This window comes from Streptomyces sp. NPDC096311, assembly GCF_044763085.1.
Lineage (GTDB): Bacteria > Actinomycetota > Actinomycetes > Streptomycetales > Streptomycetaceae > Streptomyces.
In genome coordinates this window covers 211,884-234,962 of sequence record NZ_JBIWFN010000012.1, presented here as the reverse complement: position 1 = coordinate 234,962, position 23,079 = coordinate 211,884, and the positions used below count along the sequence as shown (strand labels likewise).

Here is a 23,079-nt window from a genome sequence, read left to right as displayed (position 1 = left end):
CTCCCTACGGACACAACCGGCGCAAAGAGTCGCATAGGGGCGCATAGGGGCCGGGCATATGCGCCCGGCGTATGGGGCGGTGACCCCATCTTCGTACACGCGTCCCAATTAGCGCGTATGACCGGTTAACACCGCGTTTCGCATCTTGCGATCATGATGAACGCCGTAGAACCCTGGGCTTCAAGGGACTGTCGATACCTGACAGTTGGGGGTATGGCCGGTTGCGACCATGGGGGGTTGGGGGCCCCGTTCATGAACCGATGCCGAGGGGGGCATCATGCAACCGGAAGGTCGCATTTCTATGTCTCCCTTGTGTGGAGGATGTGGCGATGCCGACCTGCCAGCATGCGTCCGTGACGGTCAAGGGGGACTCGAACGGGCGACAAGAACCGACGAACACGCACCTGGACGTGCGTGCGGGGGGAATGACTCATGACGTCGACGCCGACGGGCGCCCGGCAGAACTTCGACCCGTCTGAGACGACCCAGCTCCGGATGCCATCGCACCGGACCGGCAGCAACTTCCGCAGGATCAAGAAGACCCTGCCGAGATACGACTACGAGCACTACAGCCGGCTCGCGGGTCCCCTCACACAGCCCGATCCGGACAAGCCGTACAAGGTGCAGTACCGCTCGCTGCTGTCCCAGGAGCCGCACCGCATACGAGCCGCCCTGATGCTGGGGGCCGCGCCGCTGCTGTCGCTGATCCTGCTGGGCTGGCTGCTCCAGCCGGAACACTGGACCGAACGCGACTACCCGGCCTACGACTTCCTGCCGGTGCTCGACATCGTGATGCTGGTCTCGATCGGTCTGATCGAGTTCTTCCGCTGCATGAACGTGCTGTCGAACGCGCACGCCACCCTGGTCGCCCGCGACCCGATCCCGGTGGTCCCGGAGACCGGCACCAGAGTCGCCTTCCTCACCTCCTTCGTGCCCGGCAAGGAACCCCTCGCCATGGTGACCAAGACCCTGGAAGCGGCCGTCAAGCTGCGCCACCGGGGCCTTCTGCACATCTGGCTCCTCGACGAGGGTGACGACCCGGAGGTGAAGGAGGTCTGCGAGCGCCTGGGCGTGCACCACTTCTCCCGCAAGGGCGTCGCGAAGTGGAACCAGGCCAAGGGCCCGCACCGCGCCAAGACGAAGCACGGCAACTACAACGCCTGGCTGGAGGCGCACGGCGACGAGTACGACTTCTTCGCCTCGGTCGACACCGACCACGTGCCGCTGCCCAACTATCTGGAGCGGATGCTCGGCTTCTTCCGCGACCCGGACATCGGCTTCGTCATCGGCCCGCAGGTCTACGGCAACTACGACAACCCCATCACCAAGGCCGCCGAGTCCCAGCAGTTCCTCTTCCACGCGCTGATCCAGCGGGCCGGCAACCGCTACGGCGCGCCGATGTTCGTGGGCACCTCCAACGCCGTACGCATCAAGGCGCTCAAGCAGATCGGCGGCCTGTACGACTCGATCACCGAGGACATGGCGACCGGCTTCGAGATGCACCGCGCCAAGAACCCGGCGACGGGCAAGAAGTGGCGCTCGGTCTACACCCCCGACGTCCTCGCGGTCGGCGAGGGCCCGAACGCCTGGACGGACTTCTTCACCCAGCAGCTGCGCTGGTCCCGGGGCACGTACGAGACGATCCTCAAGCAGTACTGGAAGGGCTTCTTCTCGCTGCCGCCGAGCAAGCTCTTCAACTACACCATGATGATCATCTTCTACCCGATGTCCGCCCTCAACTGGATCCTCGCGGCCCTCAGCTGCGCACTCTTCCTGGGCCTGGGCGCATCCGGTGTGAACATCGACCCGACGGTCTGGCTGATGCTGTACGGCAACGCCTCCGCGCTGCAGATCGGCCTGTACGTGTGGAACCGCCGGCACAACGTCTCCCCGCACGAGCCCGAGGGCTCGGGCGGCGTGGCGGGCATGATCATGTCGGCGCTCTCCGCGCCGATCTACGCCCGCTCGCTGATGGACGCGGTGCTGCGCCGCAAGAGCAAGTTCGTGGTGACCCCCAAGGGTGATTCGGCCAGTCCCGACACGCTGTTCGGGACCTTCCGGATCCACCTGTTCTTCATCCTGGTCTTCGCCGGCTCGATCGTCGCCGGACTCCTGCTCGGGCACTCCCACCCCGCGATGATCACCTGGGCCTGCTTCGCCCTGCTGATCACCGCCTCGCCGATCCTCGCCTGGCGGTGGGCCCTGCGCCAGGCGAAGAAGAAGCCGTCGGTGCCGCCCGCCTCATCCGAGGAGACCGTGCCGCTGCCCGCTCAGGCCTCGGCGCCCCAGCAGGAGCAGCACGCGCCGCATGCCCCGCACGCCCCGCAGCACAAGCCCAGCTGGGCGGCGGCGCAGGGACAGGACGGCCGAAGCGGAGCGGGCAATGACCAGACCATGCAGATTTCCCTTGGGGGACGTAAAAAATGAAAGACGGTGCCCGTCGCCGCCGCGCTCGTCGTCTTGCGATAGGCGGGGCGGTGGTGCTCGCGCTGGCCGGGATGAACGGGCCGTGGGTGTACCGCTTCAGCACGGAGAAATACCACGACTACACGATCAACAAGCCCGAGTACAAGGCCAAGAACGGGCACTGGGACATCATCCAGTTCCCCAAGGAGTACAGACAGAACACCATCCACGCGGCCCTGCTGCACACCGACAAGATCCTGCTGATCGCGGGCTCGGGCAACAACCAGGACAACTTCGACGCGAAGAAGTTCGACACGCGGATCTGGGACCCGGTCAAGGGCACCATCAAGAAGATCCCGACGCCCGCCGACCTGTTCTGCACGGGCCACACCCAGCTCGCCAACGGCAATCTGCTGATCGCGGGCGGCACCAAGCGGTACGAGACGCTGAAGGGTGACGTCACCAAGGCGGGCGGCCTGATGGTCGTCCACAACGAGAACCCGGACAAGCCGATCACGCTGCCCGCGGGCACCAGGTTCACCGGCAAGGAGAACGGCAAGACGTTCGTCTCCAAGGACCCGGTGCTCGTCCCGCGCGCGACGAAGGTCTTCGACAAGGCGACCGGCACGTTCCTGCGCAACGACCCGGGCCTCGGCCGTATCTATGTCGAGGCACAGCAGAGCGGCCAGAAGTACGAGACGGGCACCCAGGACAACTACCGCATCCAGGGCCTGACCGGCACCGACGCCCGCAACACCTACGGCATCGCACAGAAGCTCGCCCTGGACAAGAAGGACTTCCAGGGCATCCGGGACGCGTACGAGTTCGATCCGGTCGCCGAGAAGTACATCAAGGTCGACCCGATGAACGAGGCCCGCTGGTACCCGACGCTCACCACCATGAGCGACGGCAAGATCCTCAGCCTCTCCGGTCTGGACGAGATCGGCCAGCTGGTCCCGGGCAAGAACGAGGTGTTCGACCCGAAGACCAAGAAATGGACGTACACCAAGGGAATCCGCCAGTTCCCGACCTACCCGGCGATCTCCCTGATGCAGAACGGCGAGATGTTCTACTCGGGCTCGAACGCGGGCTACGGACCGGACAACGTGGGCCGCGACCCCGGCGTCTGGGACGTGGCCACCAACAAGTTCACCAAGCTGCCGGGCCTGAGCGACCCCAACATGATGGAGACGTCCGGCACGGTGCTGCTGCCGCCCGCGCAGGACGAGAAGTACATGGTGATCGGCGGCGGCGGGGTCGGCGAGTCCAAGCTGTCCAGCAAGAAGACCCGGCTGATCGACCTCAAGGACAAGAACCCGAGGTTCGTGGACGGGCCCGAACTGGAGAAGGGCACCCGTTACCCGCAGTCCTCGATCCTGCCGGACGACTCCGTCCTCGTGTCCGGCGGCTCCGAGGACTACCGGGGGCGCAGCGACTCCAACATCCTCCAGGCGCGGATCTACGACACCAAGTCGAACACCTTCGACCGGGTCGCCGATCCGCTGGTGGGCCGCAACTACCACTCGGGCTCGATCCTGCTGCCCGACGGCCGGGTGATGTTCTTCGGCTCCAACTCGCTCTACGCGGACAAGGCCAACACCAAACCGGCCACGTTCGAGCAGCGCATCGAGATCTACACGCCGCCGTACCTCTACCGGGACTCGCGGCCCGATCTGACCGGCGGCCCGAAGACGATCGCGCGCGGCGGCTCGGCGACGTTCACCTCGCGGCACGCGTCGACGATCAGGACGGCCCGGCTGATCCGGCCGAGCGCGTCCACGCACGTCACCGACGTCGATCAGCGGTCCATCGCGCTGGACTTCAAGAAGACGAAGAACGGGGTCACGGTGACCGTGCCGAAGAACCGGAATCTCGTGGAGTCCGGTTGGTACATGCTGTTCGTGACGGACGACCAGGGGACGCCGAGCAAGGCGCAGTGGGTCAAGGTTCCGTGATTTTCGAGAGCCGTACGTAACTGCGGGCGCCCTTCTCTCGAAGGGCGCCCGCACCGTACTGAGGGGCGCGGGGCTGTGACATACGCGGCTCCGCCGCGTGGGCGCGCCGAGCCACAGTCCACCCGCACCCACCGAACCACTCGCGGCCCCGAGCTCAGCCGCTGGCCTTGGCGAGCTTCAGCGCGTACTCCGCCCACCAGTCTCCCGCCTTCGGACCCCCCTTGCACTCCCCGTCCGACTCACCGGGCCGCTTGACCCAGAGATACGCGTCGACAAGCGGATCGGCGGTCTTGGTCGTCGGGGTCTCGCCCAGCGCGCGCCCCGGCGGATTGCACCAGTTCTCGTCCGCGTCGCCGGCCGTGTAGGGGCCGTTTCCGTTGCGGCTGGTGTCGATGACGAAGTGCTTGCCGCCGACCTTCGCGGACAGCTGCCTGCCGTACGCGATGGAGTCCTTGGTCGAGTAGAAGTTGGAGACGTTGACGGAGAAGCCGTCGGCCTGGTCGATGCCCGCCCGCTTCAGCGACGGGAAGATCTGGTCGGGGTGACCCCAGCCCGCGTTGCCCGCGTCGAGGTACACCTTCGTGTTCTTCAGGGCCTTGAGCTTGGTGACCGCGGTCTCGAGCAGGAAGTACCGCTCCTCCTGGAACTGCGCCGGAGTGCACTGGTTGACCAGGTGCAGAATCGCGTCCGGCTCCAGGATCACCGTGGCGGGCCGGTCCTGGATGCCGCGGGCGACCCCGTCGATCCAGGCCTTGTAGGCGTCGCCGTCCGCCGCGCCACCCTGCGAGAACTGGCCGCAGTCGCGGTGCGGGATGTTGTAGAGGACCAGGATGGCCGCCCGGTCGGCCTGCTGCGCCGCCTCGGTGAAGCCGCGCGCCTCCTGCTCGGGATTCTCCGGCCCGATCCACTCGCCGGTCGGCTGTTCGGCTATCTTGCGGATCTGCTCGGCGTCGTCCTTCTTGCCCGCCTTGGCATACGCGGTGACCTGCTCGGCCGCGTTGCCCGCCGGGTTGACCCAGAACGGGTCGGAGTTCTTGGGCTGTTGAGTGACCTTGGAACCGGAACCGTCGCTCTGGTCGCCGCCGCCCCCGGAGGAACACCCCGCGAGCACCAGCAACGCCCCCACCACCGCGACGGACGCCCGAGCCCCGGCCCCCTTGCTGCCGTACATGCAACTCCCCCTCGGGTGCACTGTCCTTGGGGTCAATCGTGACATAGGTGGCGCCTCGCCCACGAGATCGCCCGCGCCTTATCGGTGAGCTGTTACAGCCCCGGGGACAGGTCCTAGGCCAGAACGCTCATACGTTCTAGAGTTGCCTCAAACGGACCCAGAACCTCCCGCGCCGACCGCCGGGTTACTCCCGCAGCCCGTGCGTGCGCGGTCGAGGACCAGCCCGGTCGGCGGCTCCGGGGGGAGCGGGCCGCCGACCGGGCCAGGTGGAACCGGTCACCGGGGCACCGGGGCACCGGGGCACCGGCCGCATTCACCCGCATCATCGTCCGCGAGTCACCCGCATCATCGTCCGTGGCCCGTGAGGTAGGCCGACACGACCACGTTCGCGGTGTAGGTGCGGCTCACCCGGTCGAAGGTGCCGCCGCAGGTGACGAGCCGCAGCTCGGCCCGCCCCGACTCCCGTGGCCCGTAGGCCTGTCGGGCGTCGAAATGGTCGCGCGGGAAGACCTGCACGTCGTCCACGGTGAACTCGGCGACGGTCCCGTCGTCGCGGACCACCCGGACCGTCTGCCCCGGCCGTACCGTGCTGAGTTTGTAGAAGACCGCGGGCCGGGTCTCGGTGTCGACGTGCCCCACGAACAGCGCGGTCCCGGCCGCCCCCGGCCGCACCCCGGCGGCGTACCAGCCGACCACGCCCGGCTGGTCGAAGGGGGGCGGATCGATCGCCCCCTGCCCGTCGAGCCCGCGGCCCACGACCGGCGCCTGCACCCCCATCGAGGGAATGTCGATGCGCTGCGGCACGGCGCTCGTCAGCGGCTTCAGCGCGGGTGGCAGCCGTACCTCGGGCGGTCGTCCGACCGCCGCGATGTCCCCCGTCGTCGGCGCCGCTATCCCCTGCCGTACGTCGGTCAGGTCGCGGCCCCACAGCCACAGCCCGAGCAGCAGCACCGCCCAGGCGACACCGGTCAGCAGCCGGCCGGCGCCGGAACAACGCCCGTGTTCGGGCATGTCGTCGGACATGTCAGTCCCGGGTGTCGTGGCCCCGGCGCGCGCTGCGGACCGCGACCGCCACCGCGGCGGCGCTCGCGAGGACGAGGCCGATCACCGCGTGCTTGGTGCCGGGGCTCGACGAGCGGGCGTCCACCGAGGCGAAGTGCGCGGTGCCGCCGCCGCCCGCGTGCACGGGGGCGACGGGCGAGGCCAGGCCGGTCGGGACGGCGAGGGCGGACGTCAAGACGTTCGGGACGGCGAGGGCGGACGTCAAGGCGTTCGGGACGGCGAGGGCGGACGTCAAGGCGTTCGGGACGGCGAGGGCGGACCTCAGGGAGGTCGGGCCGCCCGGCGCGGTGACCGTGACCGTGCCGGTCACCCGGTCCTGGCGGCCGTCACAGCTGACCTTGACCTCGTAGGCACCGGGCGTGGCCGACGAGCGGACGCGGGTGTCGCCGGTGAGCACCCCGCCCTGGCCGGTGAGCCGCGCGTCGGCGACGAACGCCGTCGAGACCGCGGTACCGGTCGTCCCCGTACAGCCCAGCGCCCGCAGCTGGACGTCGCTGCCGGGGGCCGGGGACCCGGGAGAGACGGAGACGCCGCCGTCGGCCGCGTACGCGGCGGGAGTGAACGCCGCCGCGAGCACCGCACCGGCACAGAGAGTGAGTCGCGCACAGAGAGCGAGTCGACATGAACCCATCGTGAACCTCCAGATACCTGGAGACTCCCCCGCCTGGCCGCGGGACGCATCCTCAGACGCCCCCGACTGCTCCAAACGGGTCTCGAAAGGTTTGGCGCGGGCCGGTGGCCCTCGGCCCGCGCGGCGTCAGATCCGCTCGACGAGGTCCGCGATCGAGTCCACGATCCTGGAGGGCCGGAAGGGGTACTGCTCGATCTCCTCGCGGGTGGTCAGCCCGGTGAGGACGAGATAGGTCACCATGCCCGCCTCGAGGCCGGCCAGGACGTCCGTGTCCATCCGGTCGCCGATCATCGCGCTGGTCTCGGAGTGCGCCCCGATGGCGTTGAGCCCCGTCCGCATCATCAGCGGGTTCGGCTTGCCGGCGAAGTAGGGCTGCTTGCCGGTCGCCTTGGTGATCAGCGCGGCCACCGCGCCGGTCGCGGGCAGCGGGCCCTCGGCGGACGGGCCGGTCTCGTCGGGGTTGGTGGCGATGAACCGGGCGCCGCCCTTGATCAGCCGGACCGCCTTGGTCATGGCCTCGAAGGAGTACGTACGGGTCTCGCCGAGGACCACGTAGTCCGGCTCGTGGTCGGTCAGGACGTACCCGATGTCGTGCAGTGCCGTGGTCAGGCCCGCCTCGCCGATGACGTACGCGGTGCCACCGGGCCGCTGGTCGTCCAGGAACTTGGCGGTGGCGAGCGCGGAGGTCCAGATGTTCTCGACCGGCACGTCCAGGCCCATGCGCCGCAGCCTGGCGTGCAGGTCACGAGCGGTGTAGATCGAGTTGTTGGTGAGCACCAGGAACGGCTTCCCGGACTCCCGCAGCCTCTTGACGAAGGCGTCCGCGCCGGGGATCGGCACACCCTCGTGGATGAGGACGCCGTCCATGTCGGTGAGCCACGACTCGATGGGCTTGCGCTCTGCCATGGTGCTGGTTCTCCTGCCGTCCTGGCGTACGTACGCACACGATCCGGGGGCGCCGGAACGACGATGTGCCGACGCCCCCAGCCTAGTCAGGGTGGAGTGTCAGCTTCCCGTGGCCGTCTTCCAGTCCTCGACGTACGAGGTCAGGTTCTTGTCGATGTCGGCCCAGTCCGGCTCGAAGAGCGCGACGCCGTCCATGAGCTTGGTCAGGGCGATGGCGTTCGCGTCGGTGGCCTTGACGTCCTTGCGTGCGGAGAAGCCGCCGCCGATCTCGCTGACCTGCTGCTGCGCCGTGGCGGACAGCATGAAGTCGAGGAGCTTCCTGCCGTTGTCCGCGTGCGGGGCCTTGGTGACGAGTCCCGCGGCGTACGGGAGGGCGAAGGTGGTGGGCTTCCCGGCGGCGTCGGCGGCCTTGTCCGTGGCCTTCGGGAACCAGATGCCCAGGTTCGGCATGTCCTTGGACTGGGCGTAGTTCATCTGGACGTCGCCGTTCGCGACGAGGAGTTCGCCCTTGTCGACCTTGGGCGCGAGCTTGCCGGTGGAGGCGGACGGGCCGACGTTGTTGGCCTGGAGCTTCTTCAGGTAGGCAAGCGCCTGTTCCTTGCCGCCGAAGTCGTGGATCGCCTTGACGAGCACGGCGGTTCCGTCTCCGGCGACGCCCGGGGTGGAGTACTGGAGCTTGTTCTTGTACCGCGCGTCGAGCAGCTCCTCCCAGGTGGTGGGCGTCTGCTTCAGCTCCTTCTTGTCGTAGACGAAACCGAAGTAGTTGTTGACGACGCAGGTCCAGGTGGCGTCGGCGGCCTTGTCGCCGCCGGCGACCTGGTCGGAGCCCTTCGGGGTGTACTTCTGGAGCAGCCCCTTGCCGTCGGCCTGCTGGATGAACGGCGGGAGGGTGACGAGGACGTCGGCCTGCGGGTTGGTCTTCTCGCGGACGGCGCGCTGGACCATCTCGCCCGAGCCGCCCTCGACGTACTTGACCTTGATCCCGGTCTGCTTCTCGAAGTCCTTGAAGACCTGGTCGTACCAGCCGTCGCCGTTCTCGCCCTTGAGGCCGTCGGCGCTGTAGACGGTGACGACCTTGGCGTCGGAGGCGCTGGAGGCGCCGCCGCAGGCGGTGAGGGTGGCGGCGAGGGCGAGGCTGCCGACGACGGCGGCGATCGGCTCGAGGTGGTGGAGGTTTCTGGGCATGGCGAGATGAACTCCTTGCGATCTTTGGAAGGGTGGCTGATCAGGATCGGATCGGGGTCAGCGGTAGGAGGCCTTGGTGCGGATCCGGGAGACGGCGAACAGGACGAGCACCGTCGTGGTCATGAGGACGACCGCGAGCGCGGAGCCGGTGAAGAGGGCGCCGCGGTCCGAGGCCGCGTAGATCTGGACGGGAAGCGGGGTCCAGTCGGGCGGGTAGAGCATCATGGTGGCGCTCAGCTCGCCCATGGACAGGGCGAAGCAGAGCCCCGCGGCGGCGGTCAGCGAGGGCAGCAGCAGCGGCAGCCGCACCCTCCACAGCACGTACGAGGGCCGGGCGCCGAGCGAGGCCGCGGCCTGTTCGTAGGCCGGGTCGAGACGGGCGAGGGCGGCCGACACCGACTGGTGGGCGAAGGCCGTGACCAGCACGGTGTGCGCGAGGATGACGATCCAGCGGGTGCCGTTGAGCAGCATCGGCGGTGTGGAGAAGGCGACGAGGATCGCGAGGCCCACGACGACCGAGGGCACGGCGACCGGCAGCATGAACATGGCGTCCAGGACCCGCCTGCCGCGCTTCCCCAGCGCGTGCGCGGCGAGCGCCGCCCAGGTGCCGACGACCAGTGCGAGCAGGCTCGCGGTGACCGCCGTGACCAGGCTGGTGGTGAGGGCCTGGAGGGACGCGCCACGGGTGGCGGCCGTGTAGTGCCCGGTGGTGAAGCCGGACGGGAGCGCGCTCGACCAGTTCGTGGCGAACGACGCGGCGAGGACGACGAGCAGCGGCAGGGCGAACAGGGGCAGGAAGAGCAGGAAGAAGACGGCCCAGGTGGCCCACTTCCCCTTGCGGCTATGCACCAGCACGGCGGCTCACCACCCGGTAGAGGCCGTAGAGCCCGACGGAGACGAGGACGTTGACGACGGCGACCACGCACGCGCCCGGATAGTCGGACTCCAGAATCGCCTTGCTGTAGACGAGCATCGGCAGGGTCGTGACGCCCTTCGCCCCGGTGAACAGGACGATCCCGAACTCGTTGAGGCAGAGCACGAGGACGAGGCTGCCGCCGGCCGCGAGCGCGGGCAGCGCTTCGGGCAGGATCACCTGCCGCACGATCCGGGTGGGCCGCGCCCCGAGGGAGGACGCCACCTCCAGCTGGGCGGTGTCGATCCCCGAGAAGGCGGCGAGCAGGGGCCGCATCACGAACGGGGTGAAGTACGTGATCTCGGCGAGGAGGACCCCCCACGGGGTGGTGAGGAACTGGAACGGCCCCTCGGCGGCACCGGTCACGTCCGTCCACAGTCCGTTGGCCATGCCCACCGTGCCGTAGATGAACAGCAGCGCGAGCGTGATCAGGAAGGACGGGAAGGACAGGAAGACGTCGATGAACCTGGCGACGGCCTTCCCGCCGGGGAACGGCACGAACGCGATGACCAGGGCGAGCACGAACCCGAGCACGAGACAGCCGACGGTCGCCGCGACGGCGATCCAGACGGTCGTACGGAGGGCCTCCAGGAACCACGGGGACGCGAGGACGTCGGCGTACGGCTGGAGGGAGGTGCCCCCGGTGTCCGGCTGGAAGGACTGCTGGACGACGAGTGCGAGGGGGTAGAGGAAGACGAGTCCGAGGACGGCGACGGGCGGCAGGGCCCAGGCCCAGGTCGGTATGCGCGGACGGGACCTGGTGGCCGCCATGGCGCTAGACATCCGCGGTCACCCCTGCGGTCACCTCTGCGGTCACCTCTGCGGAGAGCAGCACCGCGTCCTCGGCTGCGAAGTGCACGGTGATCTCCTCCCCGAGAGCGGGCGGCGTCCGCAACTCCCGCAGGTCCACTTTGAGTCGGTGTCCGTCCACGTCGACGTAGAGCCGGTGGGTGGCACCGCGCCACTGCACCTCGGCCACCGACCCGGTGAGGGCGTTGGGTCCCCCGCCGAGTCCGACGAGGTGCGGCCGTACGCACAGCGTGGCGCTCGCGCCCTCGACGGCGTTGCCCGTCGACACCTTGAGCTCGGTCCCGCCGAAGGCGACACCTCCCGCGCCCACGGTCACCGGCAACAGGTTCGCGTTGCCCACGAACGACGCCGTGAACGCGGTCCTCGGCGCCCGGTACAGCTCCCGCGGCGTCCCCACGTCCTGCAACCGCGCCTTGTCCATCACCGCGATCCGGTCGGCCAGCGTCAGCGCCTCGATCTGGTCGTGGGTGACGTACAGGATCGACATGTCGGGCAACTCCCGGTGCAGCCGGGCGAGTTCGGCCAGCATCCCCGACCGCAGCTGCGCGTCGAGCGCGGACAGCGGCTCGTCGAGGAGGAGGACGCCGGGCCGGATGGCGAGCGCCCGCGCGATGGCGACCCGCTGCTGCTGCCCGCCGGACAGTTCCCGGGGATGGCGCCGGGCACAGGCCGCCATCCCGGTCATCTCCAGCGCCTCGGCGACCCGTCCGCGGATCTCGCCCTTGGCGACCTTCTGCGCCCTGAGCCCGAAGGCGACGTTGTCCTCGACCCGCATGTGCGGGAACAGCGCGTACTGCTGCACCACCATGCCGACGCCGCGCCGGTGGGGCGGCAGAGCGGTCACCTCCCGGTCGCCGATGAACACCCGGCCGGAGGCGGGCCGCACGAACCCGGCGACGGCCCGCAGCGCGGTGGTCTTCCCGGACCCGGACGGCCCGAGCAGCGCCATCACCTCGCCGGGCTCGACGGTGAGGTCGAGGGAGTCGAGGACCGTGGTGCCGTCGTACGCGACGGACACCCGGTCGAAGCGGATACCGCTGCCGCCGCTCATCGCCCGGCTCCGGGATACGGATCGTGTCCGGGGAGCGGACCGGGTCCGGGGAGCGGACCGGGTCCGGGGAGCGGGTCGGCTCCGGGAAACGAACCGGGTCCGGGAAACGAACTGGGTCCGGGAAACGGGTCGGCTCCAGGGAGCCGTTCGTCTCCGGAGAGCAAGTCCTCTCCGGAGAGCAAGTCGTCTCCGGTGGGTCCGTCGAGCAGGGCGGGAAGTTCGGCCACCGAGCCGAGCACATGGCCGGCCCCGGCCGCGCGCAGCACCTCGTCGCCGTGCGCCCCGGTGAGCACACCGGCCACCACGCCCGCCCCGGCGCGTACGCCGCTGAGCATGTCGTACGAGGTGTCGCCCACGACCGCGACCTGCTGGACGCCTTCCGCGGCCTTGGTGCGCAGGAAGGCCTCCAGGACCATGTCGGGGTACGGCCGCCCGCGGCCTCCGGCGTCGGCCGGGCACAGCGTGAGCGGCACCAGCCCCTGCCAGCCGAGGGCGTCGAGGATGGCGTCCTGGGTGACGCGGGCGAACCCGGTGGTCAGGACGACGGTACGGCCGCCCGCCTGGAGCTCCTCGATCGCCTCGCGCGCCCCGGCGATCGGCGCGAGGCGCCCACCGTCGACGAGTTCCCCGTACGCCTTCTCGAAGGCGACGTTGGCCCGCCGGGCGAGGGACTCCTCGCCGAACAGGTGCCGGAAGACGGAGATCTTGGACTCGCCCATGGTGGCCCGGACGTGGTCGAGCTTCCTGGTGTGGTCGGCGGACCCGGGCTCGACGCCCAGCTCCCCGGCGGCCACGGCGAAGGCCTGCTCCACCAGGCCGCCGTCGGCGACGGTGGTGCCCGCCATGTCGAGCACGACGAGTCGTATGTCCTCGGTCATTTCTTTCACCATCCCAAGTCGTTGGCGGTCGTTTCGGCGATGGCGGGCGAACAGGTCATGCCGCGCCCGCCGGGCCCGGTGACCAGCCACACCCCGTCCCGCACCCGCTGCCGGTGCACGACTCGGCTCGGGTCGGTGCACTGCGCGTACACCCCGGCCCAGCGGCGCCGGATCTTCGGCAGCGGGCGGCCGAGGAAGGACTCGACGACCTCGGTGAGGTGGTCGTAGGGGTCTTCGAGGGTGTCGAAGGCGAAGGGGTGCTCGTACTCGTGGGTGTCGCCGATGGTCAGCCCACCGTCCGCGCGCTGCACCATGAGCAGCTGCATCCGGTGCGCGGCGGCGATCGGGGCCTGCGGCTGGTGTGCGTCCAGGTCGTCGAGGGCGGGGCTGCGGTACGCGGGGTAGTACCGGAAGCTGTCGGCGTCGGCGACGGAGGTGGTGAGCGGCTCGCCCAGCGGTTCGGTCTGCATCATCTGGAGCCGCACCCGCCGCACGGGCAGCTCGGGCCCGGCCAGCTCCCGTACGAGACCGCCGAGCCAGGCGCCCGTGCACAGCACGACGACGTCACCGGTGTGAACGTCCCCGTGGTCGTCGCGTACGGCGTGTTCTCCGACGACGTCACGGACCTCGCGCCCCGGCAGGAAGGTGTAGTTCGGGGACTTCGACAGCTCGGCGCGGAGGGCGAGTTGGGCCGTGCGCGGCTCGACGGCCGCGTCGCGCTCGCAGAACAGGGCCGCTTCGAACGCACCCCGCAGGGCGGGGTTCACGGCGCGCGCCTCGTCCGCGGCGAGCAGTTTGTAGCCGCGGGCGGCGGCGTCCTCGCGGGCCAGTGCGGCCTCGGCGACGGCGAGCTCGCGCGGGTTGCGCACGGGGGTCAGCGATCCGCACGCCCGGAAGCCGACGTCCGGGACGCGTGCCCCGATCTCCTCCCACAGCTCCCGCGCCCGCAGGGCGGTCTCCAGCTCCTCTCCTCCGGCGCGACCACTCACCCAGATCTGCCCGAAGTTGCGCAGCGAGGCCCCGCGGGCCTCCGCCTCACGCTCGATCTGTACGACCTCGTGGCCGCGTTCCACTGCGTGCCAGGCGTGCAGGGTACCCACCACGCCGGCTCCGACGACTATCACTCTCACGACGGCCACGCTCCTCGGGGAGGGGGAATCAAAGGGGTCCGGACAGCATCCAGATGGTGAACCGCCCATCACGTTTGGGCTAGACCCGTTATCTTCTCGTGACAATACTTGGTCGAGAGGACGCCTTCGAGCCCGCCCCCGGCCCGCCGTGCGTCAGCTGCCGGGGTACGCGGTGAACGTCACCTGCCCAGGTGCGCCGTGAACGAGAACCGGTCCCCCCGGTACAGCGTCCGCACCCGCTCCAGCGGCCGCCCCTTCGTGTCCCGCGAGACCCGGTGGATCAGCAGCATCGGCAGCGCGGGCGGCGTACCGATGAGCAGCGCCTCGCGCGGCGTCGCCAGCACCGTCTCGATCCGCTCGTCCGCGTCACCGAACGCGATGCCGAGCCGGTCGTGGAGGTAGGCGTAGAAGGAGGAGTCGGGGTCGAAGTCACGGTCGAGGTCGGGCACCCGGGCCACGGCGACGTACGTACTCTCCAGCCCGACCCGCTCGTCGTCGGCGAGCAGCACGCGCTCCATGTGCCAGACGGGCTCGCCGCGCGTCAGCCCCGCCTCGGTGGCCAGCGCCTGCGGGCAGGGGAAGCGGTCGAGCGAGATGAGCGTACGACCGGGGGTGCGCCCCTGCCGCCGTACGCCTTCGGTGTAGCTCGCGAGGGAGAGCGGCTGCTCCAGTTTCGGCCCCGCGACGACGGTGCCGCGCCCCTGCCGCCGCAGCTTGCCTTCGAGCAGCAGCTCTCGCAGGGCCTGCCGTACGGTCTCGCGGGCCACCTCGTACTTCTCGGCGAGATCGCGCTCGGTGGGCAGGAGTCCCCCTTCGCCCAACTCCTCGATCAGCACGGCGATGTGCGCCTTGACCGCGTAGTACTTCGGGATACGGCCGTGCTCCGGGATGCCGGAGCGGACGGGGGCGCCGGGCGATTGGTCGTTCGGGTAGTCCACGGGGGGATGGTCGCAGATGCGGTACGGGCGGTGCGCCGGTGGGAGGGCTCAGCGACGCCGGAACCGGGACCAACGGGAGGCCACTAAGAGCACGCCTCCGGCGGCGAACAGGGCGACGCCCACCGCCAGAGCGACCTCGCGCGGCCCGGTCATGGCCAGCTCGTCCGCGGACGAGGATCCGTCGTCCGCCGATGAGGACCCGTCCCGTTCCTTTCCTGCGGCGTCGCCGTCATCGGCTCCGTCATTGTCACCGCCGTCGCGACCGCCGCCACCGCCGTCACCGGCACCGGTACCGGTGGGACTGCTGGTGCCGGTGCCGGTGACGCCGCCTGTGCTACTACCGGTGCTACTGCCCGTGGCGGTGCCGCTGGCTTCGGGAGCCGCGCTCGTACCGCCGCCGCCTCCGCCATCACCTCCGCCGCTTCCGCCGTCACCGCCGCCGCTTCCGCCGCCTCCGCCGTCACCTCCGCCATCGCTGCCCCCACCGTCCCCGGTGCCTCCCGTGCCCCCCGTGCCCCCCGCGTCCACAACGTCGCCGTCGCTCGTCTTGCTCTCGTCGTCGATCCGGAAGCGGTACGCGTTCGACTCCCCCACCCAGTCCCCGTCGTTGTTGTGGCGCTGCACCACGGCCGCGTTGGCGACGACGTCGTTCGGCACGGCGGCGTCGGAGGTCACGGAGAGGCGGACCTTCACGGTGAGCGTCCGGCCGGGTCCGACCGTGAACCCCGGGAACCCGTCGTCGAACGCCCCGATGTTCTCGTCCTGGTCGCTCTTCTCGAACTCGACGGGATGCGTGCGCTCCCCCTCGTAGAACTCCAGCCGCGCCTGTCCCGGCCGCAGCAGCCGCTTGCTGTCCACGAGTACGACGATCGGGTGGATGTTTCCGCAGGTGTGCGCGGTGGTGTTGGTCAGGTCGATGTACCAGGTCCGGAAGTCGCCGCCGACGTCGTAGGCGTCCGGACCGCCGTGGATCCGGGTCTTGATCGGGAAGGCCCGGGTGTCGGGCGCGGCACAGGTGGGGCGGGGGCTCGCGAGGGGCCCGAGCGGCGCGAGCGCCTGTGCGGCGGGCGGCGGTGCGAGCCCGAGACCCAGGGCGGGGGCAACGGCGGTCAGGGCGAAGGGGCTGGTCTTGCGCAGTCGCAGCAGTCGCATGAGGGGCCTTTGCCGATCAAGGGCGGCGGGAGGGGGGCGGGAGCGTCGGGTGGTGAGGGCAACGGCGTACAGGGCAACGGCCCCGTGACCGTCCCACACCGGTCGGCGCCCACCGCCCCGCCACACCCACGACACACCCCGCCCGGCCCCCGAAGTCCCCCCGAACAGCCGAGTCACCCCGCCCCCGAAGCCCCTCCGAAAAGCCGAGTCACCCGGCCGGTGACCCGCCCCGGACAGCCGAGTCACCCCGGCCGGAGACCCGCCCCGAACACCCGAGCCGCTCAGCCCTCCCCGCGCCCGAACAACGGCGCCAGCAACAACTGCGCCGCGCCCTCCGCGACCCCACGCGCCCCACCGGGCGCCACCCGCACCGGAATCGCCCCGTCGTCCACGCCCTCCAGCCGGGCCCGTTCCTCAAGAACGGCACCGACACCCCGTACGAAGGCCTCCTCATGCGCGGCGACGGTACGCCCGCCGAGCAGCACGAGGTCGATGTCCAGCAGCCCCACCAGATTCGCGGCGCCCACCCCGAGCACCCGCGCCGCCTCACCCACGGCACCGCGGTCCACGGCGGCGAGGCACAACGCCTCGATACAGCCACGGTTGCCGCAGCCGCACGGGGGCCCGTCCAGCTGAATGACCTGATGCCCGAACTCCCCCGCCCCGGTACGCGCCCCCCGGTGCACGCCCCCACCGATCACGAGCCCCGCCCCGAGCCCCGTACCGAGATGCAGATAGGCGAAGGATTCAAGGGGGCCGGAGGGACCAGCAGGACCAGCAGGACCAGCAGAGTCAGCGGGACCAGAAGAGCCAGAGGGATCAGAGGCACCGGCGGGACCAGCGGAGCCAGAGGCACCGGCGGGACCAGCGGAGCCAGAGGCACCGGCGGGACCAGCGGAGCCAGAGGCACCGGCGGGACCAGCGGAGCCAGAGGCACGGGCGGGACCAGCGGAGCCAGGGGTACCAGAGTCGCCACCCCCCAGCGCCCCGACCCCACTCCCCGCCACCGCGATCCCCAACGCGGCCGCGTTCGTGTCCTTGTCCACCACCACGGGCACCCCGAGCCGCCCCGCCAGCGCGTCCCGCAGCGGGAACCCGTCCCACTCGGGAAACCCGGTGACCCGATGCAGTACACCCCGGGCATGGTCGAGCGGCCCCGGCAGGGCGACGCCCACGCCCAGTACGGACACCCCCGCCCCCGCGAGCAGCGCCTCGACCTCCCCCGCCGCCGACTCGACGACCGCGTCCGCCCCGGCCCCCAGATCGAGCGGAACCCGCCGCTCGGCGACCACCGCGCCGGTGAGGTCGCACAGCACGACCGTCACCTCGTCGCGGTCGAGGTGGAGCCCGACCGCGTGCCCGGCCTCGGGCACGAGCCGCAGCACGGTCCGCGGCTTGCCGCCGGTCGACGCGCGGCGCCCCGCCTCCGCCGCCAGCCCGTCCGCCCGCAGCCGAGCGGTGATCTTGCTGACGGCCTGCGGGGTCAGCCTGGTGCGCTCGGCGAGTTCGAGCCGGCTGATGCCGCCCTCCCCGGCCGTGCGCAGCAGATCGAGCACGAGCGCGGCGTTGTGGCTGCGCAGGGCGAGCAGATTGACTCCAGACTCGGCATTGGTCCTGTTCACGTACGCCATTGTCCCCCGCGCTTGCACTTTGGCAACAGCGTTGCGAAAGTGGACGTCATGACTGCTACTCCTCCCCTCCGCGTGGCCCTCGTCGGTTACGGCCTCGCGGGCTCCGTCTTCCACGCCCCGCTGATCGCCGCGACCGAGGGCCTGGCCCTGGACACGATCGTCACCTCAAACCCGGAGCGGCAGGAGCAGGCCCGCGCCGAGTTCGGCGACGGAGTCTCGTTCGCCGCCACGCCCGAAGAGCTCTGGGCGCGCGCCGACGAGCTGGACCTGATCGTCATCGCCTCCCCGAACAAGACCCACGTCCCGCTCGCGACCGCCGCCCTCAAGGCGGGCCTGCCGGTCGTCGTCGACAAGCCCCTCGCCGGTACGGCGGCGGAGGCCCGCGAGCTGGCCGCGCTGGCCGAAGAGCGCGGCCTGCTCCTCTCCGTCTTCCAGAACCGCCGCTGGGACAACGACTTCCTGACTCTCCGCAAGCTGCTCGACGCGGGCGAGCTGGGCGACGTATGGCGCTTCGAGTCCCGTTTCGAGCGGTGGCGTCCGCAGCCCAAGGGTGGCTGGCGCGAGTCCGGCGACCCGGCAGACATCGGAGGTCTCCTCTACGACCTCGGCAGCCACGTCGTCGATCAGGCCCTCGTCCTCTTCGGCCCCGCGGCCTCGGTGTACGCCGAGACGGACGTCCGCCGCCCCGGCGCGCAGACCGACGACGACACCTTCATCGCGATCACGCACACGAACGGCGTCCGCTCCCACCTCTACGTCTCCGCGACGACCGCCCAACTCGGCCCGCGCTTCCGCGTCCTGGGCTCGGCGGCCGGTTACGTGAAGCACGGCCTCGACCCGCAGGAGGCGGACCTGCGCGAGGGCAGGCGTCCCGACGCGACCACCGAGTGGGGTGTCGAGCCAGAGTCCCTGTGGGGCCGCGTCGGCTCCGGCGAGTCCCCGCTCACGGGTGGCGGCCGCCCCGAGCCCACGCTCCCGGGCGCGTACCCCGCGTACTACGCGGCCATCGCGGCCGCCCTCCGCGACGGCGCCCCGAACCCGGTCACCGCGCAGGAGGCCGCCGCCGCCCTCGACGTCCTGGAGGCGGCCCGTCGCTCCGCCACCGAGGGCACGGCGGTGTCCCTGTGAACGCGCCGGAGATCGCCGAACTGGAAGCACAGGAGCGCCGGCTGACGCTCCCGCACTTCACCCACGACGACGCGTGGGCCCTCGGGACCCTGCTCGTCGAGCTCGCCCGTGAGCGGAGCGCCCCCGTCGCGATCGACATCCGCCGCGGCGGTCAGCAGCTCTTCCACGCGGCGCTGCCCGGCTCGACCCCGGACAACGACGCCTGGATCGACCGCAAGCGCCGCGTCGTCGAGCGCTACGGCTGCTCGTCGCTGCTGGTCGGCTCCCGCTTCCGCGCCAAGGGCACGACCTTCGAGGACTCCTCGCGCCTCGACCCCGACACGTACGCGGCGCACGGCGGCGCGTTCCCGATCGCCGTCGAGGGCGCGGGCGTGATCGGCACGGTGGTGGTGTCGGGACTGCCGCAACTGGAGGACCACGCCATGGTCATCGAGGCGCTGGGCCACTTCCTGGAAAAGTAGCCCCCCACCCGCGCCCCTGTCTTTTCAGGGGCGCGGGTGTCTTTTCAGGGGCGCGGGGAACTGCGCGATCTTTCAGGGGCGCGGGGAACTGCGCGACCAGCCACAGCGAACCGGCACCCGACAACGCCCCCCCGGCCCACCCCAACGGAGTGCCTACGCCGGTTTGAACTCCTGCCGCTGCCGCCCCAACCCCCCGATCTCCAGCTCCACCACATCCCCGGCCCGCAGATACGGCTTCGGCTCCGGCTGCCCCAAGGCAACCCCCGCCGGCGTCCCCGTATTGATGACGTCCCCCGGATAGAGCGTCATGAACTGACTGACGTACCGGACCACTTCCGCCACCGGAAAGATCTGCTCGGCCGTGGTCCCGTCCTGCTTCAGCTCACCGTTCACCCACAGCTTCAGCGAAAGATCCTGCGGGTCAAAAACCTCGTCCGCCGTCACCAGCCACGGCCCCAGCGGATTGAACGTCTCGCAGTTCTTGCCCTTGTCCCACGTCCCCCCGCGCTCGATCTGGAACTCCCGCTCAGAGACGTCGTGCGCCACCGCGTACCCCGCGACACACGCGAGCGCCTCCTCGTGCGACTCCAGATAGCGGGCGGTACGCCCGATGACGACCGCGAGTTCGACCTCCCAGTCGGTCTTGACCGACCCGCGCGGCACGAGCACGGTGTCGTCCGGCCCGACCACCGTGTCCGCGGCCTTGAAGAAGATCACCGGCTCGGCGGGCGGCTCGGCCCCGGTCTCGCGAGCGTGGTCGTGGTAGTTGAGCCCGATGCAGACGATCTTGCCGATCCGGGCCAGCGGCGGCCCGACGCGCAGCCCGTCCGCGTCCAGCACGGGCAGTTCCCCCGACTCGCCGGCCGCACGGACCCGCCCGAGCGCCGCGTCGTCGGCGAGCAGCGCCCCGTCGATGTCCGGCACGACTCCCGACAGATCCCGGAGAACCCCTTCGGCATCGAGCAGCGCGGGCCGCTCCGATCCCGCCGTACCGACTCGCAGCAGCTTCATGATCACAGTCTCCCTCGATCGCGGGCAGCCACCGACGGGTGCAGCCATCGGAGGACTGGTCGATCCTCCAAGCTGTACGTCCACTCCGCAATACCCCGTTCACGGACTGGACCGCCACCACACCCTCAGGGATACAGGACCGCCCGCTCCACGGCACTCCAGGCCGTACTGGTCACCACGTACAACGCGGCGGCCAGCGGCACCACCGCCACGGTGATCAGCGTGAAGAAGGACAGGAACGGCACAAACGCACTCACCGCACCGAGGCCGGGCACCTCCGCCCCGCCGGCCGCAGGCGCCGAGGCGGCCATCGTCCGCTTCGTACGGCGGTAGTTGAAGACAGCCACCGCGCCGACGACCACGAACAGAGCGAGGTAGACGAACCCGGCGGCACCGAACACCCCACCGCCCCCGAGCACGTCCAGCCACCGCCCGCCGAGCGGCGCGGCGAACAGCTGGTGGCTCAGCAGCTCATTGGCCTCACCGCCGACGGTGGAGCTGGAGAACAGGTGGTAGAGAAGAAAGAAGGCCGGCAGCTGAAGAAGCCCGGGCAGAATCCCCGACAGCGGCGACACCTTCTCCTTCTCGTGCAGTTCCAGCACCGCCTTCCGCATCCTCTCGGGATCCTTCCGATACTTCTTGCGCAGCTCGGCGAGCCGCGGCTGCAACGCGGCACGCGCCCGCTGCCCCCGCGCCGCCGCCCGGGACAGGGGATGCACGAGCAGCCGTACGAGCGCGGTGAACAGGACGATCGCGGCGGCGGCCGCGGAAGCGTGGAACAGCGGTTCGAGCAGATCGGCGAGCCGCTCGACCAGCCCGGCGAAAGCGGACATGGGTGTGGACATGGAGGTGGACATGGAGGTGGACATGGAGGTGGACATGGGTGAGCCCTCCGGGGGTCTCGTCGTGCCGGAATGAGAAGTGACGCGTCGGCATGACGACCCGCGCGGGGTACGCAGACAGGGGTGGTACGACGGGCGAGTTCCTGCTGGGATCCCTACGCGGCGGCCGTCAGGAGGGCCCGCCCGGGCGCTCGGGGGCGCGGACGCCCCGAGGCGTCGGGATCGCGTTGCGGCAGGAACGCCGTACGGTGCTCACGGTCGCGGATCGCCGTACGAACCCGCGTACGCGGGACGGCGGACGCGCGGCGCGAGCCGATGAGGGCGCAGACGGCGAGCGCGGCCCCGGCCGCGGCGGTCGCGGTGAACGCGACGGCGACGGCCGCCGGGAGGCTGCCGGCGTCCAGCACGGCGAGTTCGAGGAGCAGCACGAGCAGAAGGGCGACAGGGCGCAGATTTCGCGCGTCCGCCGAGCTCCGAACCACGGACCACCCCTCCTCTCACCCTCTCGTACGCGGGCTCACGTCCCCCGTACCTGCTCACGCGTGACCGGTGTCGGCCTTACGCGTGACCGGTGTCGATCGGCTCCAGCGGCCGCTTCGGCCTCAGCAGCACACGGCTGACCGGATCCGCCGGGTCCGGATCGAGTCCGGGTCCCGGCACCATTTCGACGTCCGGGACGGGTACGACGGTTCCACACATGGCACATTCGCCGTACGAGCCGAGCTCCGTACCGCCGGTCGCATGCCGGAATTGACGTGCTCCTCGGACTGAGGCCCGGGGATTCCGGCCTTCCCGTCCGAACCGTGTGCCGCTACGCGGCATGGGGTCCGGCCGGGACCGTTCCCCGGACCGGACGGTGACCGCGGTCAACGGGGGCGCATGGAGGTCAGCTTTCCCCACACCACGAGCCGATACCGGGAGGTGTACTCGGGCGTGCAGGTGGTGAGGGTGATGTAGTACCCCGGCGCGCTGTACCCGTAGGCGGGCCGAACGGTACTGCGCGGCACCTCCCGAATGACCCCTCCGTCATGCGCGGAGGTCTGCGGAAGCGTCTTGTCTACGACGTAGACGTAGCGCCCCGCCGCCGTCTCGACGTCGATCTCGTCCCCCCGCCGCAGCCGGTTGATGTACCGGAACGGCTCCCCATGAGTGTTCCGATGTCCCGCGAGCGCGAAGTTCCCTGCCTGTCCGGCCTGTTGGGTGTGCGGGTAGTGCCCGACGTACCCCTTGTTGAGGACATCCCGCTTGCCGACCCCCTCCGCGACCGGCACACGAAGACCGAGCCGGGGAATGGAGAGCACGGCGTACGCCTGGGACGACCGGGGCGTTCCCTGCGCCCGCCCACTCGCGGTGGAGGCCCCGGAGCCACCCCCACCGGACGCATCACCACCCCCCGCCGAGCCACCCGAACCACTCCCCGCACCCGACACCCCCGCCCCCTGCTCCTTCCCCTGCCCCTGCCCCTTCCCGCTCCCCCACCCCTTCTCCAACGCCTGGACCTTCCTCTCGGCGCCCTCCCGGGCCTGCCGATTGGTCCACCAGAGCTGATGCACGACGAGAAGCAGGAGCAGGAGGCCGACGGTGACGAGAACCTCGCCCCCGCCCCACACCACCCGCCGGTACGCGGCCCGCCGCCGCCGAGTGCCGTGATCCACGACGCCGGGAGCCCCGAGGCCGCGCCGCACGATGCCAGGAGCCCCCATACCGATGCCTCGTCTCCTCGACTGCCTCGCCTCCTCGACCGGGCCCGCAAGATAAGGGCTGCGCCCCGAACTCACCAGCCCCATGACCGCCCGAACCGTTCGTCGGCACCCCAGG

General features: G+C 70.5%; 20 protein-coding genes and 1 pseudogene. 4 read left to right on the top strand and 17 right to left on the bottom strand.

Annotated elements, in window-relative coordinates; genetic code table 11:
* The first annotated feature begins 432 nt into the window (after positions 1-432).
* Positions 433-2,427 carry a glycosyltransferase family 2 protein gene (locus tag ACIRA5_RS29700; protein ID WP_403695585.1) on the top strand — a complete coding sequence of 665 codons (1,995 nt, stop codon included), beginning with the start codon at positions 433-435 and terminating at the stop codon, positions 2,425-2,427.
* The gene (locus tag ACIRA5_RS29695; protein ID WP_403695582.1) at positions 2,424-4,361 is read left to right on the top strand and encodes a galactose oxidase-like domain-containing protein; all 1,938 of its coding nucleotides are present in this window, start codon (positions 2,424-2,426) and stop codon (positions 4,359-4,361) included. The genes ACIRA5_RS29700 and ACIRA5_RS29695 overlap by 4 nt, the downstream gene beginning before the upstream one ends.
* A gap of 154 nt (positions 4,362-4,515) precedes the next feature.
* Here the strand turns inward: ACIRA5_RS29695 and ACIRA5_RS29690 are convergent, their stop codons facing one another.
* From ACIRA5_RS29690 to ACIRA5_RS29630, 13 genes and pseudogenes are all read right to left on the bottom strand, one after another.
* Positions 4,516-5,532: a glycoside hydrolase family 6 protein gene (locus ACIRA5_RS29690; protein WP_403695579.1), complete on the bottom strand. Its 1,017-nt coding sequence runs from the start codon at positions 5,530-5,532 to the stop codon at positions 4,516-4,518.
* Positions 5,533-5,877: 345 nt separating this feature from the next.
* Positions 5,878-6,555 carry a class F sortase gene (locus ACIRA5_RS29685; protein WP_403695577.1) on the bottom strand — a complete coding sequence of 226 codons (678 nt, stop codon included), beginning with the start codon at positions 6,553-6,555 and terminating at the stop codon, positions 5,878-5,880.
* A gap of 1 nt (position 6,556) precedes the next feature.
* Entirely contained in the window at positions 6,557-7,225 is a 669-nt protein-coding gene (locus ACIRA5_RS29680) for a hypothetical protein (protein ID WP_403695575.1), read from the bottom strand.
* Between the two features lie 126 nt (positions 7,226-7,351).
* Positions 7,352-8,131 carry an HAD-IIA family hydrolase gene (locus ACIRA5_RS29675; RefSeq protein WP_054235562.1) on the bottom strand — a complete coding sequence of 260 codons (780 nt, stop codon included), beginning with the start codon at positions 8,129-8,131 and terminating at the stop codon, positions 7,352-7,354.
* 99 nt (positions 8,132-8,230) lie between these two features.
* A complete protein-coding gene (locus ACIRA5_RS29670) occupies positions 8,231-9,316 on the bottom strand; it encodes a 2-aminoethylphosphonate ABC transporter substrate-binding protein (RefSeq protein ID WP_403695572.1) in 1,086 nt (361 codons plus the stop codon).
* A 57-nt stretch (positions 9,317-9,373) separates the two neighbouring features.
* Positions 9,374-10,171: an ABC transporter permease gene (locus tag ACIRA5_RS29665; RefSeq protein ID WP_403695570.1), complete on the bottom strand. Its 798-nt coding sequence runs from the start codon at positions 10,169-10,171 to the stop codon at positions 9,374-9,376.
* A complete protein-coding gene (locus ACIRA5_RS29660; RefSeq protein WP_403695567.1) occupies positions 10,158-11,012 on the bottom strand; it encodes a 2-aminoethylphosphonate ABC transporter permease subunit in 855 nt (284 codons plus the stop codon). The genes ACIRA5_RS29665 and ACIRA5_RS29660 overlap by 14 nt, the downstream gene beginning before the upstream one ends.
* Positions 11,005-12,090, bottom strand: coding sequence for an ABC transporter ATP-binding protein (locus ACIRA5_RS29655; RefSeq protein ID WP_403695564.1), 1,086 nt, complete (start codon positions 12,088-12,090; stop codon positions 11,005-11,007). The genes ACIRA5_RS29660 and ACIRA5_RS29655 overlap by 8 nt, the downstream gene beginning before the upstream one ends.
* Before the next feature lie 197 nt (positions 12,091-12,287).
* Positions 12,288-12,968, bottom strand: a pseudogene (locus ACIRA5_RS29650) (HAD family hydrolase); the annotation flags it as partial.
* Positions 12,969-12,973: 5 nt separating this feature from the next.
* Positions 12,974-14,098, bottom strand: coding sequence for a TIGR03364 family FAD-dependent oxidoreductase (locus ACIRA5_RS29645; RefSeq protein WP_403695562.1), 1,125 nt, complete (start codon positions 14,096-14,098; stop codon positions 12,974-12,976).
* Between the two features lie 179 nt (positions 14,099-14,277).
* Positions 14,278-15,036: a GntR family transcriptional regulator gene (locus tag ACIRA5_RS29640; RefSeq protein ID WP_319747772.1), complete on the bottom strand. Its 759-nt coding sequence runs from the start codon at positions 15,034-15,036 to the stop codon at positions 14,278-14,280.
* Positions 15,037-15,084: 48 nt separating this feature from the next.
* Positions 15,085-16,188, bottom strand: a complete 1,104-nt coding sequence (locus ACIRA5_RS29635) for a hypothetical protein (protein WP_403695559.1) — start codon at positions 16,186-16,188, stop codon at positions 15,085-15,087.
* A 281-nt stretch (positions 16,189-16,469) separates the two neighbouring features.
* Positions 16,470-17,819: an ROK family protein gene (locus ACIRA5_RS29630; RefSeq protein ID WP_403695556.1), complete on the bottom strand. Its 1,350-nt coding sequence runs from the start codon at positions 17,817-17,819 to the stop codon at positions 16,470-16,472.
* Positions 17,820-17,867: 48 nt separating this feature from the next.
* On the opposite strand from ACIRA5_RS29630, the gene ACIRA5_RS29625 reads away from it, so the two are divergent.
* Together ACIRA5_RS29625 and ACIRA5_RS29620 are read left to right on the top strand one after the other, a co-directional pair.
* Complete coding sequence (locus ACIRA5_RS29625; RefSeq protein ID WP_403695553.1) at positions 17,868-18,947, top strand: Gfo/Idh/MocA family oxidoreductase; 1,080 nt, start codon at positions 17,868-17,870, stop codon at positions 18,945-18,947.
* Positions 18,944-19,408, top strand: a complete 465-nt coding sequence (locus tag ACIRA5_RS29620) for a heme-degrading domain-containing protein (RefSeq protein ID WP_352047016.1) — start codon at positions 18,944-18,946, stop codon at positions 19,406-19,408. Before ACIRA5_RS29625 ends, ACIRA5_RS29620 begins: the two co-directional genes overlap by 4 nt.
* 153 nt (positions 19,409-19,561) lie before the next feature.
* Here ACIRA5_RS29620 and ACIRA5_RS29615 read toward each other — a convergent pair whose 3' ends face one another.
* The 4 genes from ACIRA5_RS29615 to ACIRA5_RS29600 all read right to left on the bottom strand — a co-directional run bounded on the left by ACIRA5_RS29615 (position 19,562) and on the right by ACIRA5_RS29600 (position 22,964).
* Positions 19,562-20,419, bottom strand: coding sequence for a fumarylacetoacetate hydrolase family protein (locus ACIRA5_RS29615; protein ID WP_403695550.1), 858 nt, complete (start codon positions 20,417-20,419; stop codon positions 19,562-19,564).
* 125 nt (positions 20,420-20,544) lie between these two features.
* Complete coding sequence (gene yidC / locus ACIRA5_RS29610; protein ID WP_403695854.1) at positions 20,545-21,252, bottom strand: membrane protein insertase YidC; 708 nt, start codon at positions 21,250-21,252, stop codon at positions 20,545-20,547.
* A gap of 164 nt (positions 21,253-21,416) precedes the next feature.
* Positions 21,417-21,743 (bottom strand): DUF6412 domain-containing protein, encoded by a 327-nt coding sequence (locus ACIRA5_RS29605; RefSeq protein ID WP_403695547.1) that lies wholly within the window; start codon positions 21,741-21,743, stop codon positions 21,417-21,419.
* Between the two features lie 384 nt (positions 21,744-22,127).
* Complete coding sequence (locus ACIRA5_RS29600) at positions 22,128-22,964, bottom strand: class E sortase (RefSeq protein WP_403695545.1); 837 nt, start codon at positions 22,962-22,964, stop codon at positions 22,128-22,130.
* Between the last annotated feature and the right edge of the window lie 115 nt (positions 22,965-23,079).

Bases quoted from the DNA above. Each gene is read 5' to 3' on its own strand.
- ACIRA5_RS29630 (WP_403695556.1), bottom strand. From the start codon at position 17,819: ATGGCGTACGTGAACAGGACCAATGCCGAGTCTGGAGTCAATCTGCTC.
- ACIRA5_RS29625 (WP_403695553.1), top strand. From the start codon at position 17,868: ATGACTGCTACTCCTCCCCTCCGCGTGGCCCTCGTCGGTTACGGCCTC.
- ACIRA5_RS29615 (WP_403695550.1), bottom strand. From the start codon at position 20,419: ATGAAGCTGCTGCGAGTCGGTACGGCGGGATCGGAGCGGCCCGCGCTG.
- ACIRA5_RS29675 (WP_054235562.1), bottom strand. From the start codon at position 8,131: ATGGCAGAGCGCAAGCCCATCGAGTCGTGGCTCACCGACATGGACGGC.
- ACIRA5_RS29700 (WP_403695585.1), top strand. From the start codon at position 433: ATGACGTCGACGCCGACGGGCGCCCGGCAGAACTTCGACCCGTCTGAG.
- ACIRA5_RS29695 (WP_403695582.1), top strand. From the start codon at position 2,424: ATGAAAGACGGTGCCCGTCGCCGCCGCGCTCGTCGTCTTGCGATAGGC.
- ACIRA5_RS29670 (WP_403695572.1), bottom strand. From the start codon at position 9,316: ATGCCCAGAAACCTCCACCACCTCGAGCCGATCGCCGCCGTCGTCGGC.
- ACIRA5_RS29635 (WP_403695559.1), bottom strand. From the start codon at position 16,188: ATGCGACTGCTGCGACTGCGCAAGACCAGCCCCTTCGCCCTGACCGCC.
- ACIRA5_RS29680 (WP_403695575.1), bottom strand. From the start codon at position 7,225: ATGGGTTCATGTCGACTCGCTCTCTGTGCGCGACTCACTCTCTGTGCC.
- ACIRA5_RS29690 (WP_403695579.1), bottom strand. From the start codon at position 5,532: ATGTACGGCAGCAAGGGGGCCGGGGCTCGGGCGTCCGTCGCGGTGGTG.
- ACIRA5_RS29685 (WP_403695577.1), bottom strand. From the start codon at position 6,555: ATGTCCGACGACATGCCCGAACACGGGCGTTGTTCCGGCGCCGGCCGG.
- ACIRA5_RS29655 (WP_403695564.1), bottom strand. From the start codon at position 12,090: ATGAGCGGCGGCAGCGGTATCCGCTTCGACCGGGTGTCCGTCGCGTAC.
- ACIRA5_RS29660 (WP_403695567.1), bottom strand. From the start codon at position 11,012: ATGTCTAGCGCCATGGCGGCCACCAGGTCCCGTCCGCGCATACCGACC.
- ACIRA5_RS29600 (WP_403695545.1), bottom strand. From the start codon at position 22,964: ATGGGGGCTCCTGGCATCGTGCGGCGCGGCCTCGGGGCTCCCGGCGTC.
- yidC (WP_403695854.1), bottom strand. From the start codon at position 21,252: ATGTCCGCTTTCGCCGGGCTGGTCGAGCGGCTCGCCGATCTGCTCGAA.